Annotated in this window: 17 protein-coding genes; 4 read left to right on the forward strand and 13 right to left on the reverse strand. The window is 36.1% G+C overall.

Annotated features, from left to right (window positions below):
- The 3 genes from VHP32_02565 to VHP32_02575 are packed head-to-tail and all read left to right on the forward strand — an operon-like array spanning position 1 to position 2864.
- Positions 1-189, forward strand: a complete 189-nt coding sequence (locus VHP32_02565) for a hypothetical protein (protein ID HEX2786760.1) — start codon at positions 1-3, stop codon at positions 187-189.
- A 26-nt stretch (positions 190-215) separates the two neighbouring features.
- Positions 216-1304 (forward strand): glycosyltransferase family 9 protein, encoded by a 1089-nt coding sequence (locus tag VHP32_02570; GenBank protein ID HEX2786761.1) that lies wholly within the window; start codon positions 216-218, stop codon positions 1302-1304.
- A gap of 3 nt (positions 1305-1307) precedes the next feature.
- Positions 1308-2864: a Ppx/GppA phosphatase family protein gene (locus VHP32_02575; GenBank protein HEX2786762.1), complete on the forward strand. Its 1557-nt coding sequence runs from the start codon at positions 1308-1310 to the stop codon at positions 2862-2864.
- Positions 2865-2891: 27 nt separating this feature from the next.
- Here the strand turns inward: VHP32_02575 and VHP32_02580 are convergent, their stop codons facing one another.
- The 13 genes from VHP32_02580 to rlmD form a co-directional block, all read right to left on the reverse strand.
- Complete coding sequence (locus VHP32_02580) at positions 2892-3737, reverse strand: enoyl-CoA hydratase/isomerase family protein (GenBank protein HEX2786763.1); 846 nt, start codon at positions 3735-3737, stop codon at positions 2892-2894.
- 105 nt (positions 3738-3842) lie between these two features.
- Positions 3843-5279: a hypothetical protein gene (locus tag VHP32_02585; protein HEX2786764.1), complete on the reverse strand. Its 1437-nt coding sequence runs from the start codon at positions 5277-5279 to the stop codon at positions 3843-3845.
- A 21-nt stretch (positions 5280-5300) separates the two neighbouring features.
- Complete coding sequence (locus tag VHP32_02590) at positions 5301-6632, reverse strand: TIGR00341 family protein (GenBank protein ID HEX2786765.1); 1332 nt, start codon at positions 6630-6632, stop codon at positions 5301-5303.
- Between the two features lie 13 nt (positions 6633-6645).
- A complete protein-coding gene (gene nhaA / locus VHP32_02595; protein HEX2786766.1) occupies positions 6646-7821 on the reverse strand; it encodes a Na+/H+ antiporter NhaA in 1176 nt (391 codons plus the stop codon).
- Complete coding sequence (gene glmM, locus VHP32_02600; protein HEX2786767.1) at positions 7814-9217, reverse strand: phosphoglucosamine mutase; 1404 nt, start codon at positions 9215-9217, stop codon at positions 7814-7816. The genes nhaA and glmM overlap by 8 nt, the downstream gene beginning before the upstream one ends.
- Positions 9217-9978 (reverse strand): sugar phosphate nucleotidyltransferase, encoded by a 762-nt coding sequence (locus tag VHP32_02605; protein ID HEX2786768.1) that lies wholly within the window; start codon positions 9976-9978, stop codon positions 9217-9219. Before VHP32_02605 ends, glmM begins: the two co-directional genes overlap by 1 nt.
- A gap of 99 nt (positions 9979-10077) precedes the next feature.
- The gene (gene panD, locus VHP32_02610; GenBank protein HEX2786769.1) at positions 10078-10458 is read right to left on the reverse strand and encodes an aspartate 1-decarboxylase; all 381 of its coding nucleotides are present in this window, start codon (positions 10456-10458) and stop codon (positions 10078-10080) included.
- 111 nt (positions 10459-10569) lie between these two features.
- Complete coding sequence (gene panC / locus VHP32_02615) at positions 10570-11436, reverse strand: pantoate--beta-alanine ligase (GenBank protein ID HEX2786770.1); 867 nt, start codon at positions 11434-11436, stop codon at positions 10570-10572.
- 102 nt (positions 11437-11538) lie between these two features.
- Positions 11539-12378: an acetyl-CoA carboxylase, carboxyltransferase subunit beta gene (accD, locus tag VHP32_02620; protein HEX2786771.1), complete on the reverse strand. Its 840-nt coding sequence runs from the start codon at positions 12376-12378 to the stop codon at positions 11539-11541.
- Between the two features lie 95 nt (positions 12379-12473).
- Positions 12474-13100: a tRNA (adenosine(37)-N6)-threonylcarbamoyltransferase complex dimerization subunit type 1 TsaB gene (gene tsaB, locus VHP32_02625; GenBank protein ID HEX2786772.1), complete on the reverse strand. Its 627-nt coding sequence runs from the start codon at positions 13098-13100 to the stop codon at positions 12474-12476.
- On the reverse strand, positions 13093-13518 hold the full coding sequence (tsaE, locus tag VHP32_02630; protein HEX2786773.1) for a tRNA (adenosine(37)-N6)-threonylcarbamoyltransferase complex ATPase subunit type 1 TsaE: 426 nt from the start codon (positions 13516-13518) through the stop codon (positions 13093-13095). The genes tsaB and tsaE overlap by 8 nt, the downstream gene beginning before the upstream one ends.
- A 216-nt stretch (positions 13519-13734) precedes the next feature.
- Positions 13735-15297 carry a response regulator gene (locus VHP32_02635; protein HEX2786774.1) on the reverse strand — a complete coding sequence of 521 codons (1563 nt, stop codon included), beginning with the start codon at positions 15295-15297 and terminating at the stop codon, positions 13735-13737.
- Positions 15298-15532: 235 nt separating this feature from the next.
- Complete coding sequence (gene rlmD, locus VHP32_02640) at positions 15533-16933, reverse strand: 23S rRNA (uracil(1939)-C(5))-methyltransferase RlmD (GenBank protein ID HEX2786775.1); 1401 nt, start codon at positions 16931-16933, stop codon at positions 15533-15535.
- Between the two features lie 103 nt (positions 16934-17036).
- Between rlmD and VHP32_02645 the strand changes: the two genes are divergently transcribed.
- On the forward strand, positions 17037-18023 hold the full coding sequence (locus VHP32_02645; GenBank protein ID HEX2786776.1) for a KpsF/GutQ family sugar-phosphate isomerase: 987 nt from the start codon (positions 17037-17039) through the stop codon (positions 18021-18023).
- Positions 18024-18032: the final 9 nt, after the last annotated feature.

Raw genomic sequence — 18032 nt, forward strand, 5'->3', positions numbered from 1 at the left:
ATGGGTAAATTTTCATTTATAATAATATTAATTCTTATTTTTTTGATTTTGCTTGTAGTGAGGACTGTTTTAAAAGGGATGCGTGGAAATCCTAATCCTCCGCAAAACAACAATCTTAACAGACAGGCAAAAAAAGAAAATTTGGACGGCTCAAAAATAATCGATGCCGACTTTGAAGAAATAAAATAACCTTCCTTTTAGTTTCCTTATACAATTTGGAATTATTAAAACTATTCTTAAAAGCCAAACCTCTTAACTCTTCCGAACTACCGGACGTGAAAAATATTTTAATAGTCCGCCAGCATAACCAGCTTGGCGATATGCTGTGCTCCGTCCCGCTGTTTGAGGCAATAAGGATAAAATATCCGGGCGCAAGAATCACACTCGTTGCATCACCGATAAATTATGAAATTCTTTTCAGCGATATAAATCCGTTCATTGATGATGTGCTTGTTTATGACAAATCTTCTGTTAAAAAAATTCTAAGCTTCATAAAAAAATTACGAAGCAGGCATTTCGATTTAGGATTTGTCCCTTCGACTGTTTCACTTTCGAGAACTTCACATCTTATAAATTATTTCAGCGGAGCAAAAGTAAAAATCGGGGTAAAAAGTATAGATGGGAAACCGAACGGGTCGGAGTTTCTGCTTAACATAAAATCGGATTTTGAATGGGATAAAAAACAGTTTCATCAGATTGAACGGAATCTCGATATCGGAAGACAGATTGGATGCGACCTTCCTCCTCAGGAAAGAAAAATAAAAATCATACTTCATAAAAACGAGAATGAGTTTGCAGAAGAATTTATTTCAAAAAACTTTCCTGATAAATCGAAATTATTGATTGCGTTTCATCCCGGCGCAGGAAAAATTGCAAATCGCTGGTCCGTTGAAAATTTTTCTGAACTCATTTCTAAGCTTTATGAAAAATACGGGAATTATATATTGATAACATCGGGTTTTATAGATAAGGACGTTACACGCAATCTGTCTGATTTATTGAACGAAAAAAACATTCCTCATACTATTCTGGAAAATACTCCGATTAGAAAAGTCGGTGCTGTTTTGAGCAAGACGGATTTATTCATAACTAACGATACCGGTGTTATGCATGTTGCCGGAGGGGTTAATGCAAACGTGCTGTCTTTATTTGGTCCGACAAACGGTTTTGAATGGGCACCTTATGGAGAAAATAATATTTATATAAAATCAAAAACAGTTAACATAAATGACATTTCATTGAGTGAGGTTTTTGATACAGCTGTTTCAATGATTAACATGATTAAAAATAAAACTAACGAGTAACTTATGTTGAAAAATGATGTACTTGCTGCGATGGATTTAGGGACAAACTCCTTTCATCTTGTCGTTGCAAAAATATTGGGAAAAGAACGGTTTAAAATCTTAACGAGAGATAAGGAAGTCGTACGCTTGGGGAGCAGTTCAAAAGACATGAAGTATCTTACTCCGGATGCAATTGACAGAGCAATTGATGCCGTCAGAAGATTTAAGAAAGTGAGTGATTCTTTTAATGCTCGCATAAGAGCGGTTGCAACGAGTGCAACGCGTGAAGCTGTCAATAAAGAAGAATTTATTTCCCGTGTAAGAAAGGAAACAGGAATAGAAATTGAGGTTATTTCAGGTTATGAAGAAGCGCGCTTGATTTATCTCGGAACTCTTCAGGCGCTGCCGATATTTAACAAAAGAATTGTAATGATTGATATCGGAGGCGGAAGCACTGAAATTCTAATCGGTGAAAAAGGAAATATTATTCATGGCAATAGCGTCAAAGTAGGTGCCGTTAGACTGACAATGAATTTCTTTCCAGATGGGAAAGTAAAAGAGAAAGCCGTTGAAGAGGCAAGAATATATATTAAAGGAGCTATAAATCCCGTTATTCGCGCAATTAAAAATGAAAAATTTGACCTGGCAGTTGGTTCTTCAGGCACGATTTCAAATATTGGTCTGATGATTTATGCATTCGACAAGCCAAATATTGAAGATGAATTTAATCTTAATAATTTCACTTACAGCAAAGATTCGCTTGATAAAATCATCAAAAAAATTCTGAAAGCAGAGACAATTGAAGACAGGAAAAAAATTCCGGGGCTTGATGAAAAACGCGCAGATATTATCGTTGCAGGCGCATTGATACTTGAACAAATATTCAACGAGCTTGAGCTTCCTTCCATAACAGTATCGAACTTTGCTTTACGTGAGGGAATAATTCTTGATACTATAAACAAAGAACTTGGAAATGAACACCTCGGGCATTTAAGCAATGTCCGCCGTAACAGCATTTTGCATCTTGCCGAACTTTGTAATTATGAAAAAGAACATGCCGAACAAGTAACACATATTGCCTTAAGAATTTTTGATTTTTTGAAATTGAAATTTGAACTTGACGACCGGGCAAAGGAATATCTCGAAGCAGGTACGCTATTGCATGATATCGGATATCATATCGGACATACACAGCATCACAAACACTCATATTATTTAATAAGAAATTCCGAGATGCTTGGGTTTACGGATAATGAAATTGAAATCATAGCAAACATAGCGCGCTACCACCGCAAGTCTCACCCTAAGTCCAAGCACGAGGGATATCATAAGCTCAGCCCAAAAGATAAAGAGCTTGTAAGAAGACTTTCAGGAATTTTGCGCGTAGCTGACGGGCTCGACCGTGGTCATAAATCGGTTGTGAAGAATGTTGATATGTCGGTTAATAACGATATACTGGAAATGAAACTTGAAACGACGACTCCTGAAAACCCAGAGCTCGAACTTTGGGGCGCAAACCGAAGAAAAGAACTATTTGAAGAAAGCTTTGAGTATAAGCTGGAAATTGGAGTGAAGAAATAAAAAATTCCCGCTTGCACGGAAATGACCTTACTTAGACTTTTTCTCCCGGATTTTTTTGTAATTTAATTTTTCTTTTTTGTTGAAAGCTGTTATTCCTTCTTTCACCTCATTTGAAAGATTATGAATTGAAAGCCAGTCGCGGGCATGACCTATTGTCAGATGCCACGATAAATCTCTCCAGAAGTTTAACTGCTGCTTGGCATATCTTAAACACACAGGTAATTTGTTATATAATTTTTCTGCTAAAACATCGACAGCTTTATCAAGCTGTGCATAAGGCACAACCTCATTTACAAGTCCCCACTCAAGAGCTTTCTTTGCGGGAATGTCTTCACACAACATAATTATTTCACGTGCTCTTCTGTCGCCAACAATAAGCGGAAGGAATTGTGTTGCCCCTGCAGCCGGAACACTTCCCATTCTGGGACCGACCTGCTTAATCGTGATATGGTCGGCTGCAATTGCAAGGTCACAGCTCATGTTAAGCTCGTTGCCGCCTCCGACAACCATTCCATTTAGACGGGCAATTGTCGGTTTGCCTAAATCTTTCATTACTTGATGAAGCTCAATGAACTCATACATCCATTTATAATAATCATCGGGATTGTTTATGAAATAATCACCCTGTTCTTTTACATCTGCGCCCGTGGAAAATGCTCGCTTGCCGGCACCGGTTAAAATTACAACCGCTACATCATCATCCCACGCAGACTGCTTAAAAGCATTTTTTAACTCCTGAATAGTTTCAAGGTTAAGGCAGTTCAGCTTATCTTCGCGGTTAATCGTAATGGTCGCCTTATAGCCGTCTTTTTTATATTTTATGAATTTAAACCTGTGTGATTTTGGTAAGTATGATTGGTATTTTTTGCTCAAGTTTTCTTATTTCTCCCCCTTAATCCCCCTCCAAAGGGGGAAATTAATTATATTCGTTACAATTTAATTATTAAATTTTGCGGATTAAAGTCGAAAGATTTTAAGTTATTTAAATGATTTTTCTTTTTCTTTTATTTTTTCAATAAGCCAGCGTTTGTCAGGAACAAACCGCTTTTCTTTTTTCAAAAAGTTTTTCAGTTCAATGTAGCTGTCTTCATCGTTTGAGTCATAAATCTTAATCAATCTTGTCATGTAAAAATTAAAAATGTTAATGTTATCAATTAAATCTTTATTAATCTGTTTGTTGCGTGATTTATAATGCTTGAGATTATCAAGAATATATTCAAGCGACTTTATATCATTTTGCTCGAAGAATGATTTACCAAATATGAAGTTTATATTTACATAATAAATCGGGCTTGAAGATTTTACCTTTGAAGCAAAAGAAATTGCTTTTTCAAAATCATTCTTGCGGAAATGCAGACGCGCAAGGGCAAGATTCACCAAATCCTTTCTTATTTCTTTGTCAAGATAACTGCCGTATTTATAAATGAAATTTTCAAGCCAGTCATATTTTTCAAGATGAAGCCCGACAAGAACAATGCAGTTAAAATCAGCAGCAAAAATTTTATTGTACATTATTAAGCTTTCGGCTTTCATCATTGAATTATAAATACTGAACAATGGGGCTATGACTGATAAGTCACCCTTATTATAAAATTCCCAATAAAAAGCAGCGGCGAAGGTATAATAAAAATTTAATTTTTCTTTGTTGAATTTCCGGGCATTTTTCCTGATGTAATTAATCAATTCCTTAACGTATGCAAATTCGTCCGAATGCTTATACATTAAGGTTCTGAGATAAATTACATATAAGTCAGGATGTTTACGTTTTATTTCAGTTTCATTCTGCTTAACAAAACCCATAATGCTGTCATAATATGAATAATCAAAATCAAGTTTCTTCTTCATTGCTGTTTCGATATTCAAAACTTCATTATATATGTGAAGCTTCATAAATGCAAACAAGAAGTCAACGTCCTTTGATTTATCTTTTATGATTTTAGGTATACCGGGTTTATACGAATCAAAGTTTGCATAATAAACATCATTTTCAATTTTATATTTGTAATAATAATAATCGTTATCGCGGTTAAAATTATTATCAAAGTCTGTAAGGATTTTTTTGGCAGTAAAATTGAAAAGTTTCTGGTCGCCCGCTTCCTTCAGCGAAGTGGAAAGATACGAATTATAAGCTGATTTATACTTTTCAAAGCTTTTATATGCAAGATATTTTTCAAAAATTCTGTTAAAGTCGGAAATAAGTTTCCGTGCGTTCTGGTCGTCATATTTTTTCCCGGAATTAATCGCTTTGAAAATATTTTCGCGGGATATTTTCTCTTCTGTTATCCCGGGATATAAACTCTTTAAATAAAAAAATAGTTTTGTGACGCGTTCGCTTGTATTAAAGAAGGGAGATTTGATGAACTTTTCAAATTCTAAAAGTTCTTTATAAGTAAATTTGTTTAGCAGTAGCAGCATTATCTCGGCGGATTTAGAATTTTAATTTTCAATGACAATAAGAGAATCTGAATTCAGTTTATTCTTGATAAACGCTGTGATTCTTTCCTTTATGGTATTCTTATTTGCAATATTCACACTTGAATTGAATTTTACAAACAATGTTTTAAGCGTATCGGTCTTTAAGGAATCTTTATTATTTACGTTTACTGTATCGTCTTGAACTTTATATTGTTCGCCTATGCTGAATTCTTCTATCTCGGGAAACACCAGTTTTATTTCATTATAAATTTCTCTAAGCAGGTTATTTTCGATAACGGGTTCGGAGGATTTTGCATTAAGCTCAATGGTCTTTAACATTTCGCGTGTTATGTCTTCGCTTACCTGTTTAATTTCATCTTTTGAAACGTTAATAGGAACAAGGTTTATCTTAAAATTATCCAGTCCTGAATTAATTAATATTTCATTATATTTTTTTTTATCAACATCGTTAATTCTTCTTCCAGCATAAAAAATATTTATGGAATTTACCGAATCAGTTTCACGGATATTCCATTTAATTATTTCCCTTTCAGGAGTAATCATCGAAACTATTATATTGTCATTGATAATATGATTTATCTGAGATTTTTGATACACCGTATATAAAAAATAAATACTTGGGAATAATGCTATAATCAACACAATAGCCATATATACCTTCACTTTTTTTTCATATGCTTTATTCATGTAGGATTTTAACGGAAATCTTAATAGCTTAACAATTAAATATGTGGAAATACTTATGAAAACTGCATTTATAAAGAAAAGATAAAATGCTCCGCCATAAATATTAAATGAACCAAGAGACAGTCCATATCCTGTTGAACAAAGGGGAGGCATCAATGCCGTTGCGATTGCCACACCAGGTATAGCGCTAGTCTTTTTAATTCTTGAGATTGAAATTATGCCTGCAACACCGCCAAAAAATGCCACGAGAACATCAAGTAAGGTAGGGCTTGTCCGGGCAAGAAGTTCAGACGTAGCATCACCCAATGGTGTGAATTTAAAATAAATAAAACTTGAAATTAAAGTAATTATGACCGCAAAGGAAAGACTTTTTATGGAACGTGAGAAAACATTTGAATCATTAATTCCGATCGATAGACCTATCCCCAGAATCGGAAACATTAAAGGAGATATTAACATACCCCCAATAATAACCGCCGCAGAGTTTGTGTCGAGACCAATGCAGGTGAGGATTGCGGAGCAAAACAGAAGCCAGATATTGACGCCTTTTAAGTCAACACTACCGGTAATTTCCGTAATTGTCGTTTCTTCATCGGAACCTCTTTTAATGTTAAAAATATATTTTAAGTATCTCGATAAAGTCATTTAATGTTTTTTACTAATCGGACGGTATATTTCTACCGTTCTTTTTTAAAATAATAAAACCTATTATACCGGACAATAAGGAAGCAATTAATATTGAAAATTTAGCTCTTTCAATAATACTAAAATCAGTGAAAGCAAGGGTAGTAATAAAAATTGACATCGTGAATCCTATACCTGCGAGAAAACCAACTCCTATAATCTGTGACCATTTTGCACCGTCAGGAAACTGCGCAATTTTTGTTTTGATTAACAGCCATGTTGAAATTAAAACACCTATCGGCTTTCCGAAAAACAATCCGAACATAATTCCAAATGAATAATTGGATAATAAACTTGTTATAAAACTGCTGTCAAGAACAATGCTGGTATTTGCAAGAGCAAATAACGGCATGATTAAAAAATTCACCGGCTTGTGCAATGCGTGTTCAAGACGGTGCAAAGGTGACACATCTGTATTTTTAAAAATCGGAATCATAAGCGCAAGCAAAACACCTGCAATTGTTGCATGAATACCTGATAAGAAAATAAAATACCATAAAAATATTCCCGGAATGAAATACAAGAAAATATTCTTAACCTTAAGCTTGTTCATTGCAAATAAAGCCACGATACATATTCCCGCATAAAGTAAGTTTACCAATGCAAGATTAGATGTATAAAAAATTGCAATCACAATGATTGCACCTAAGTCATCAACAACTGCTAGAGCAACAAGAAAAACCTTAAGCGAATATGGCACAGCTTTTCCGGCAATTGAAATTATTCCAAGCGCAAAAGCAATATCGGTTGCCATTGGAATTCCCCATCCTGAAATTGTATCAGTGCCGGCATTAAACATCACGAATATCAAAGCAGGGAAAATCATTCCCCCAAGCGCAACACCGATTGGCAGAACTCCTTTTTTGAAGGAAGAAAGTTCACCGCAGACAAACTCGCGTTTTATTTCAAGCCCGACAAGCAGAAAAAATATTGACATCAGTAAATCATTTATCCACAACAAAACGGGCTCGCGCAAATGTAATGATTCAATGCCGAATGTAAAATTAAATATGCTTAAATAAGCTGAAGATAAAGGTGAATTTGCAAGTAATAATGAAATTGCAGTGCAGATAATTAGAAGAACTCCGGAGCTTTTTTCCGATTCTAAAAATTCATTAAAGTAATCTACTGGAGTCTGTTTTTTAACCATTAATTAAACTTTTAATATAACTTACAAATGCACTCTGGACTGTTTCTGCAGATTCTTTGTCTTTAGCTTCAGTAATAATTCTTATGATGGGCTCAGTGTTGGATTTGCGAAGATGAATCCAGTAATCCTCGAAATCAAGCTTTACACCATCAAGAGTATTTACGATGCATCCGTTTTCAGCATAATCACCCGCAACAATATTAAGTACTGTATCCGGGTCAGAAACGTTTTCTATTTTAGCTTTTGAAATAAAATATTGCGGAAGCTGATTTTTGTAATCGCTCAGCTTTCCTTTCTTCTTTCCCTGTTTTTCAGAAAAATCTGCAAGCTCATTCAAAAACAATGCCAAGCCGACAATTGCATCTCTTCCATAATGAAGTTCAGGATAAATTACTCCGCCGCTTCCTTCACCACCAATGACAGAGTTATTCTTCATCATTTCCTTGACAACGTTTATTTCCCCGACTGCGCTTCTGAAAACTTTTCCGTCAAACGGCTTAGCAACATCATCAACAGCTCTTGTTGTTGATAAATTAACTACAGCGGTCTTATCTTTATTTTTAGTTTTTCTTAAGACAAAGTTAACAACAGATGTAATCGTGTTTTCTTCGATGAACGGCTCTCCTTCATCTGTGATCAGTACCATTCTGTCGCTGTCCGGGTCAATGGCAACTCCGAAATCCGCCTTGTGTTTCTTAACAGCTTTGCTTAGCTGCGTAAGATTTTCAGGAAGCGGTTCGGGAGTGTGAGGGAAGACTCCGCTTCCGTCACAAAATAATTCTATAACTTTACATCCGAGCTTTTCAAGTAAATCGGGAACGATTTTAGAACCGGCAGAATTAACCGTATCTACAACAACTTTAAATTTTCTTTTGCGGATTTTTGCTTTGTCCAGAATTTTCAGTTTTAAAACTTTGGCAACATGTTTTTTTAACCATGAAAAATCATTTACCTCAGAGCCGATGTTATCAATATCGGCATATTGAAACTTTCCGCTTTCGGCAATGTCGATAAACTCTTTCACCTGAAGTTCATCAAGAAACGTTCCGTTTGAATTTAAAAATTTCAGACCATTCCATATCTGAGGATTATGAGAAGCGGTAATCGAAATTCCGCCTGCAGCTTTAAGGTCTTCGGTTGCAATCTGAACAGTCGGGGTCGGAACAACACCAATGAACGTCACATTAAATCCTGCAATTTTAAGAATGTTTATTACCATATCGGCAATAATCTCGCCATGCAGGCGTCCGTCTCTTCCGACAATTATGCTTTTACTTTTAGAATTTAACCTGCAATATTCTGCAAACGCAGAAACATATTTAGCAATGTTCTGCGGAGTCAATGAATCACCGACTATTCCACGCACTCCTGAAACTGAAACTATTATGTCAGACATTATTTAGCTCCCGTCAAATATAAATTTTCCAAATCCTGCAATTGTTCTATAGTATTTATTCCGGTAATCTCGTGATTTTTATCTACGGGAATTGCGCCTATATTATAATCCATATCACGGAAATATTTGAAAATGTCCGTGAGATAATATTCACCCTGCGAATTATCCGTCTTCAAAGTTTTTAATGCTTCAAATAATTTTTTGTTATCGACAATATAAATTCCGGAGTTGATTTCTTTTATTTTTAACTGCTCATCATTCGAATCCTTATGTTCAATGATGTCAATGAAATTTCCCTCATTGTCGCGTATAATTCTACCGTAACCTGAAGGGTCATCGAATATTGCTGATAAAAGCGACGCATCAAAATTATTTGCCTGATGGAATTTCAGAAATTTATCAACAGTCTCAAATGAAAGCAAAGGAACGTCGCCCGATAGAATCAAAACATCACCATCAAAGTCCTCCATGTGCAGATTTGTCTGCATTACAGCATGTCCTGTTCCCAGCTGTTCATCCTGATGAGCATATTTTAATTTACTTGAATGAGCATCAAACTTTGTATTTAAAAAAGTTATGACTGCATTTTTTTGGTGACCAACGATGGGAATAATTAAATCAGAATTTATTTTTAGTGCAAGGTTGATAACGTATTCAATCATCGGTTTCCCGCCAAGCTCAAACATAACTTTTGACTTATCGGGGTTCTTCATACGTTTACCTTTACCGGCAGCAAGTATAACGGTAGCTAATTTTTTCATTTAGTATGTTAAGCGTTTAAAAAAGAATCCGCTTGACTGAAGTCATTCCGGTGAAAACGGGAATCCCAGCACAAGCGGAATAAAAGAGGACTACTTCAATTATACATCTATAAGCTCAAGGGAGCTTTTTTCTTTTATGATTTTGTTATTTTTATCCACATGAATAGCTTTCGGTTCAAAACCTACAAGCTCATGTTCATCGAATAATCCATAATTAATAATAATTATCTGGTCACCGACCTGACCCTTGCGGGCAGCAGGACCGTTCAGGCAGACTATACCTGAATTTCTCTCACCTTCAATTAAATATGTTTCAAATCTTTCACCGTTATTTACATTAACAATTTGAACCTGCTCATATGGAAGCATACCCGCCGCATCCATCAATGCAGAATCAAGCGTAAGTGAGCCCTCATAATGAAGCTCCGCTTGTGTTATGGTTGCTCTATGAACCTTTGATTTAAACATTATGCGTTTCATTTTTCAATCCTTTTTGTCATCCTGAACGAGGTGAAGGATTCCTTGAGTAAAAATTCGGGGATTCTTCGTCGCAAGCTCCTCAGAATGACACTTTATAAAACTTATATTTTTTTAATTCTTTGAAAAAACAATATTATCAATAAGCCGTGTTTTTCCCATTTTTACGGCAAGTGAAATCAATACTTCACCCTTATAACCATTTATATCCTTAATTTCGTTCAAAAGTTCATTGTCAGTTATTGCAATATACTGTACTTTTGCATCTTTTACGGTTTCATCAATTACATCTCTCATTAATTCTTTTATTTCTTCAGTTGTTAAGTCTTCGCTTCTTTTAAGCACCCAATCTTTTCCTTTTTCAAGCGCGGCGTATAAAATCGCAGCATCATTTCTTTCTGCATCGGTCAGGTAAGTATTTCGCGAGCTTTTTGCAAGACCGTTTTCTTCGCGTATTGTGGGGCAGGTAATTATTTCGACATCAAGATTCAAATCATTTGTCATGCGTTTCAGAACTACAACCTGCTGTGCATCTTTTTGTCCGAAGTATGCTTTATGAGGTTTAACAACGTTGAAAAGCTTCAGAACAATTGTAGCAACTCCGATAAAATGTCCCGGACGAATTTCTCCTTCGAGTCTGTTTGTAATTGTTGAAATCATTATGTTAGTCATATGATTTCTTTTATACATCTGAAGATTATCGGGATAAAAAATATAGTCCGCTCCCGCGTTCTTACACATTTCATAATCCTTATCGAAATCTCGCGGATAAGTTTCAAAATCTTCTCCCTGCAAAAACTGTGTCGGGTTGACATAAATGCTCACAACAACAATGTCACATTCTTCTTTTGCTTTCAGAATCAAAGAAGTATGTCCTTCGTGAAGATAACCCATTGTGGGAACGAAACCGATTTTCTTGTAAGTCAAACGGTTGAACTCCGAAATTTCCTGCATTGCCCTGACTTCTTTGACTACTTTCATATTTTTTTAAGTTTGTCATTCTGAGCGTAGCGAAGAATCCCCTGAGATAAAACGAATGGGATTCTTCACCCGATGAATCGGGTTCAGAATGACACAAGTGTTTTAATTCTTTATCAAATTCAAAATCTGCGAAAGCTTTGCTTTCATGTCTTTTCTTTCGACAATCAAATCAATAAATCCATGGTCGAGCAAAAACTCTGACTTCTGAAATCCCTTTGGCAAATCTTTTCCTGTTGCCTGCTTAACGACACGAGGACCTGCAAATGCAATCAAAGCATCTGGTTCTGCAATATTAAAATCACCCAGCATAGAAAATGAAGCGCTTGCTCCGCCCGTTGTCGGGTTAGTCAAAATCGATATATAAGGTACTTTTTCCTCATCAAGCTTTGCAAGCTTGGAGCTTGTTTTCGCAAGCTGCATAAGGGAAAGGACGCCTTCCATCATTCTTGCGCCGCCGCTAGATGAAATTATAATTAACGGATTTTTTGTTTTTATGGACTTATCTATTGCTCGTGAAATTTTTTCGCCGACAACGCTTCCCATACTGCCTCCGATGAAATCAAAATCCATGCATCCGAAAACAATGTCGTGTCCTTCAAGCTTTCCCGTGCCTGTTTTTATCGCATCATATAAATCAGTCTTGTTGAAAGTTTCATCAAGACGTTTTTTGTATGGCTTTGTATCCGTGAAGTTCAATGGGTCAATGGATTTCATTTTTTTATCCATCTCCTTAAACGTTCCTTCATCGATAAGAATTTTTATGTATTCATCGCTTCCGATTCTGAAATGAAGTCCGCATTTAGGGCAGGTATAAAAATTCGATTCCCATTGTTTGCGGTGAATAAGCTCTCCGCATCCGTCGCATTTTATCCATTGGCCGTCGGGAACGCCTTTCTTTTCATCGGTTGTTATGTTTTCCTGTTTTCTCTTAAACCAAGCCAAATTATTTTTCTCTCTCTTCTGTTTATTTTCTCATTGTAACCGACCCCTTCAGGGTTCGTTCACGAAAGCTGAAGCTTTCGGCTACAGCAATTGAATTACTTTTCTGTTTTTGCTTTTAGAGGAATAAATTCTTTCATATAAAACGGTTCTGCCGTTTCATAATTCTCAAATTTATTTTCATCGATTGCTTTTAAACTCAACTGCAATAACGATTCAATTGAACTAATATTTGAAGAACTAAAATCTTCCTCTGAAAAAATCTTTAAATTCAACTTCTTAATGTCATCAAGCAATCCTATCTTATAATCATCTGTTCGTTTCAACTCTCCACCGGATTTGTTATAAACCGTATAATAATATTCGTTTAGTTTCGTGTTTGCGGAAATTATCGCAATAAAATCTTTATCCGATTCCCCCTTATTTGCGAGAACATCGAGCGATGAAACAAGCACAAGTTTTGCTCCGGTTGAGAAACAAATGCCCTTCGCTATTGCAAGCCCGATACGCAATCCCGTGAAAGAACCCGGTCCGTTTGAGACCGAAACACATTCGACATTCTTTAAAAATAACCCTTTTTTATCTAATTCAATAGCTAAATTGTAAATTAACGAATCTGCATTATTATCTCTATCCAGTTTTTTGTTGATTACCAAGCGGGAATCGACATAATAACCGAATTCAACGTGTTTTCCTGAACAATCTATTAAAAGAAGGTTATTCATGCAGATTAATTATTCTTTCATTATCGGCATTTCCAAAACCGAGTTCAACGAGATGATTGGGATTTATTATGTCGCTTCCGTTTTCAATCCATTCAATTAAGCAAATGGATTCATTTGTGAAATAGTTATCCAATCCGAGATTTATTAATTCATCGGGATTATTAAGGCGATATAAATCAAAATGAAAAATCTTCATAGGTTTGTTATCATGCTGCCCTTTGTATTCATTAACGATTATGAACGTGGGACTGTTAACGGGTTCTTTAACCTGAAAATAATTACAGATGCCTTTTATGAATCGTGTTTTACCTGCGCCTAAGTCACCTGATAAGCCGACAACGTCACCGGGAGTTAAATTTTTTGCAAATTCAAATCCGGCGTTAATCGTTTCATCTTCATTTTGCGTAACTATTTCCATATAAACAAATTTCGGAAAATAAAACCGCTTTATAAACTCTGAAAAATTTACCGAAATGATTCTTTGGTGTCATTCTGAGCGAAGCGAAGAATCCCCCGAGTTAAAATGAATGGGATTCTTCGTCACTACGTTCCTCAGAATGACACAGATAAAAAACAAAAAGCTCACTGAAATATTTTCAATGAGCTTTGCTAAGTAAAAAATATTTATCTAAATCTAAGTCTTTGATTCCAGCGATATAACCGGCAGTATCATTTCTTCCAGAGAAATGCCACCGTGCTGGAATGTATCGTTATATTGATTCAAGTATTTATGATAATCGGTCGGATACACAAAATAGAAATCTTCTTTGGCAATTATGTAATTCACCATACCGTTCCTTACGGGAAGTCTGTAATCGGTCGGCTTTGTTATCAACATCGAATGCTTCGGCTCTGCTTTAACATTGCGTCCATATTTGTAACGTAGATTCGGAGATGATTCCCTGTCGCCAAATGCCTTAACGCCATGCAGACAGCGGATGCTTCCGTGGTCAGTTGTGATAATCACCTTCACATCAGGCTTATTCGCAAGCTGGCGAAGCATTCCAAAGAACGATGAATGCTCAAACCATGAAGTCGTGAGCGAACGAAACGCAGAATCATCGGGAGCAATTTCTTTTAAGATTGCATAATCGCTTCGCGAGTGAACCATCATATCGAGGAAGTTAATCACGATTGTGTTCAGATGATTATTCAGATAAGACGGAATTTTACTTTCAATTCCGCGACTGAACTCGGAATCCATTATTTTTGTGTAACGGAATTCATTTCTTAGTTTTATTCTTTTTCTTTCGAGAAGCTTTGCAAGAAATTCCCGCTCAAAATTATTTTTGCTGTTTTCGTTATCATCATCCTGTTTCCATAAGTTCGGATAATGTTTTTCAAGCTCTGATGGATATAATCCCGCAAAGATTGCGTTACGGCTGTAAGGTGTAGCAGTCGGAAGAAGCGAATAATAATAATCCTTTGAAATTCTGAAATACTGATGCAAATATTTTTCCATTTCGAGCCATTGGTCAAGACGCATGCAGTCAACTAAAAAGAAGAACACCGATTTATATTTATCAAGCTCAGGGAAAACATATTTTTCCATTATCTGATTTGACAGAACCGGTTTATTATTAATGTCTTCAGTATTTACCCAGTCTTTGTAATTCTTCTCAATATATTTACCAAACTCAACGTTAAATTCTTTTTTCTGGTCTGTTAAGGTTTGTTTTAATCCAAGTTGGGGGTGTTCATCAAGCTCAAGTTCGCGGTTAGTAACCTTTGTATAAAGCTCAATCCAGTCTCGCCAATCGGGATTTTCCATCAACGCCATTGAAGTCTGGTTAAACTCCTGAATATAATCACGTGAAAGCTGGTCGCCTTCTATTTTTCTTGAATCTAGAAGTTTTTTACAGACAAGCAGAAGCTGTCCGGGATTTACAGGTTTTAATAAATAATCCGAAATCTTTTTGCCGATTGCATTTTCCATCAGGCTTTCGGTTTCGTTCTTCGTTACCATCACAACCGGAAGCGCGGGCTTGACGTCTTTTATTTTCAAAAGAGTTTCAAGACCTCCCATGCCGGGCATCATTTCATCCATGAAGACTAAATCGTAATCCGATTTCTCAATCATGTTCACAGCATCTTCACCATTAGCTGCTTCTTCAACATCATATCCCTTTTGTTTAAGAAACATAATGTTCGATTTAAGAAGGTCTATCTCGTCATCTACCCAAAGTATTTTACTCATAAAATTGTTTGCTATATTATTGCTTGCTGACATAACTCTCCTGTTTAGATTTATAAAAATTTTATTTGGTAGGACAGACATTCTTGTCTGTCCCGACAGGCAGAAATGCCTGTCGTACCCAAAGTTTAAACAGAAGAGATATTCGATAATAAAAATTTTAGTTCTAAAAAGTTTTTAGCTTAGATTCCCGCCTTCGCCACACGGTGGCAAGCTGGGAATGACATTCATATTGATTTTAGTTTGCTAATACCTCAACAACATTTTCAACGTGGTATGTATGCGGGAACATGTCAACCGGCTGAATTCTGCCAAGCTTATAATTTCCCTTGTTACAAATTATCTTTAAATCCCTTGCCTGTGTTGAGGGGTTACAACTTATATACACGATTTTCTCTTTTCTTGTTTCAGACAAAATTTCGCAGATTTCAGGATGCAATCCCGCTCTCGGCGGATCAAGAATGATTTTATTGAATTGCTCAATAGATGAGCTTTTCAAAAAATCTTTGATGTCTGAAAGCTCAAAGTCGCAATTTGCAACTCCGTTTAGCTTTTTATTCTTGTTTGCGTTTGCAATTGCATCGGCAACAAGCTCAACTCCCTTAACGTATTTTACTGAATCTGAAATAAATAAAGAAATCGACCCGGCACCGCAATATAAATCAATAACATTATCTTTTCCATTAAAATCCCCGTATTGCATTCCTATATTGAACAGGTTTTCCGCCTGCAAAGTGTTCGTCTGGAAAAACGAATTTGCGGAAATTTTGTATGTATGCTCGTTGCCGTTCAGATTCGTGAGCTTCTCATAAATCACCCCGTCACCATATATAACAAACTCTTGTTCCCCGAAAGCAACCTGCGCTTTTTTCGATGTTATCGCATTTATAATCGTAGTGATTTCAGGAACTGCATATCTCAAAGCGTTAGCATATTCTTTGATTAATTCTTCATCGTAATTTTCAGTAATAAGATTCACCATCAAGTCAGGTGTATGCTTCGATTGACGAATAATCAAAAATCTTAAATATCCCGAATGAGTTTTAGTCGAATAAATACTCGTGCCTCGTTCCTTGAAAAAGTCACGTGTGAAATTTAAAATTTTATTTGACTGCTCCGATTGCAGGAAGCAGTATTTTATGTTGAGAATCTTTGAATGAAATTTCGGAACATGGAGTCCGAGCGCAAATTTTTCCGTTCCTTTCAAACTTGGGTCTTCAAGCCATACATCATCGGAAAATGAAAACTCCATTTTGTTTCTGTAATAAAAAACCTCGGGACTTGCGAGGCAGTCATTTACTTCGATGTTGTCAAACTCACCAATCCGCAAGAAAGCATTTTTTACAACGTTGGTTTTGAACTCAAGCTGTTTGTTGTAAGCAAAGTTCTGAATTTTGCAACCGCCGCAAACACCGAAATGCATACTATATGGTGCAACACGATCGGGCGATTCATCGAGAAGCTCGACTAATTTTGCTTCCGCATAATTAGATTTTTTTTTATTAATCTGCGCAATTACCCTGTCGCCGGGCAAAGTTTGCGGAATAAAAATCACAAAATTATCTTCAATCTTGGCAATACCCATCCCCTCGGAACTCAACTCCGAAATCGACAGCTCTAACTCATCTCCCTTTTTCATATTAATAAATCAGAAATTAATTTAACTTTGCAGTAATCTGTTTGTCTAAATGGTAAAATACTCTTAATAATACCTAAAGAAAATTGACAAAAATTAACAAAAATTGAGCAAAACAAGCGAAGATGTTATCAAAAATGCCAGGAAAGTAATTTCAATCGAGAAAAAAGCTATCAGTGACCTCGAACGTAGATTCAACAATGCTGAGTTTTCCGACAGTTTCCGGCAGGCGGTCGATGCGATTTTCAAATGCAAAGGAAAAATTGTGATTACGGGAATCGGTAAATCAGGTATCATTGCGCAAAAAATTGTTGCGACTTTTAATTCAACAGGAACGTATTCGATTTTTTTACACTCGGCTGATAGCATTCACGGTGATTTGGGAATCGTACGTGAAGATGATGTAGTGATTTTGATTTCAAAGAGCGGTGATACAAGCGAAGTCAAACAAATTATTCCAACGTTGCGCGACCTCGGCGTGAAGATGATTGGAATTTTAGGCAACACAAAATCCGACCTTGCGGATGTTTGTGATATAATAATAGATGCTTCAGTGAAAGAAGAAGCATGTCCGCATAATCTTGCTCCGACATCATCGACGACGGTTGCGCTTGTAATCGGTGATGCGCTTGCCGTTTCGCTTCTGCAAAAAAGAAATTTCAGAAAAGAAGATTTTGCATTCATTCATCCCGGCGGTTCGCTTGGTAAAAAGCTTATATTGAAAGTCGAAGACATTATGAGTGAAGGTGATGATGTTCCGACTGTGAAAGAATCAACGGGAATGAAAGATATTATTTATGCGATTTCATCAAAACGTCTCGGATGTGCAGTTGTTGTAAACGGAAGCACGGTTAAAGGAATTATCACCGATGGTGACATCAGACGCTTGCTTGAAAAAACTCTTGAGATAAAAAATCTTACTGCAAAAGATGTGATGAGCAGAAATCCTAAGTTGATTCCGAAAGATACTCTTGCAAAACGCGCATTGGAAATTATGGAAGACAATAAAATTACATCACTAATAATTGCCGACAAGAAAAACAAGCTTCAGGGGATTTTACATATACATAAGTTGATTGAATTGGGACTTTGATTTTTTATA

It is taken from the genome of Ignavibacteria bacterium, from assembly GCA_036262055.1.
In the GTDB taxonomy this organism is placed as follows: domain Bacteria; phylum Bacteroidota; class Ignavibacteria; order Tepidaquicellales; family Tepidaquicellaceae; genus DATAJP01.

Bases quoted from the DNA above. Each gene is read 5' to 3' on its own strand.
- VHP32_02565 (HEX2786760.1), top strand. From the start codon at position 1: ATGGGTAAATTTTCATTTATAATAATATTAATTCTTATTTTTTTGATT.
- VHP32_02575 (HEX2786762.1), top strand. From the start codon at position 1,308: ATGTTGAAAAATGATGTACTTGCTGCGATGGATTTAGGGACAAACTCC.
- VHP32_02585 (HEX2786764.1), bottom strand. From the start codon at position 5,279: ATGCTGCTACTGCTAAACAAATTTACTTATAAAGAACTTTTAGAATTT.
- VHP32_02590 (HEX2786765.1), bottom strand. From the start codon at position 6,632: ATGACTTTATCGAGATACTTAAAATATATTTTTAACATTAAAAGAGGT.
- nhaA (HEX2786766.1), bottom strand. From the start codon at position 7,821: ATGGTTAAAAAACAGACTCCAGTAGATTACTTTAATGAATTTTTAGAA.
- glmM (HEX2786767.1), bottom strand. From the start codon at position 9,217: ATGTCTGACATAATAGTTTCAGTTTCAGGAGTGCGTGGAATAGTCGGT.
- VHP32_02605 (HEX2786768.1), bottom strand. From the start codon at position 9,978: ATGAAAAAATTAGCTACCGTTATACTTGCTGCCGGTAAAGGTAAACGT.
- panD (HEX2786769.1), bottom strand. From the start codon at position 10,458: ATGAAACGCATAATGTTTAAATCAAAGGTTCATAGAGCAACCATAACA.
- panC (HEX2786770.1), bottom strand. From the start codon at position 11,436: ATGAAAGTAGTCAAAGAAGTCAGGGCAATGCAGGAAATTTCGGAGTTC.
- tsaB (HEX2786772.1), bottom strand. From the start codon at position 13,100: ATGAATAACCTTCTTTTAATAGATTGTTCAGGAAAACACGTTGAATTC.
- tsaE (HEX2786773.1), bottom strand. From the start codon at position 13,518: ATGGAAATAGTTACGCAAAATGAAGATGAAACGATTAACGCCGGATTT.
- VHP32_02635 (HEX2786774.1), bottom strand. From the start codon at position 15,297: ATGAGTAAAATACTTTGGGTAGATGACGAGATAGACCTTCTTAAATCG.
- rlmD (HEX2786775.1), bottom strand. From the start codon at position 16,933: ATGAAAAAGGGAGATGAGTTAGAGCTGTCGATTTCGGAGTTGAGTTCC.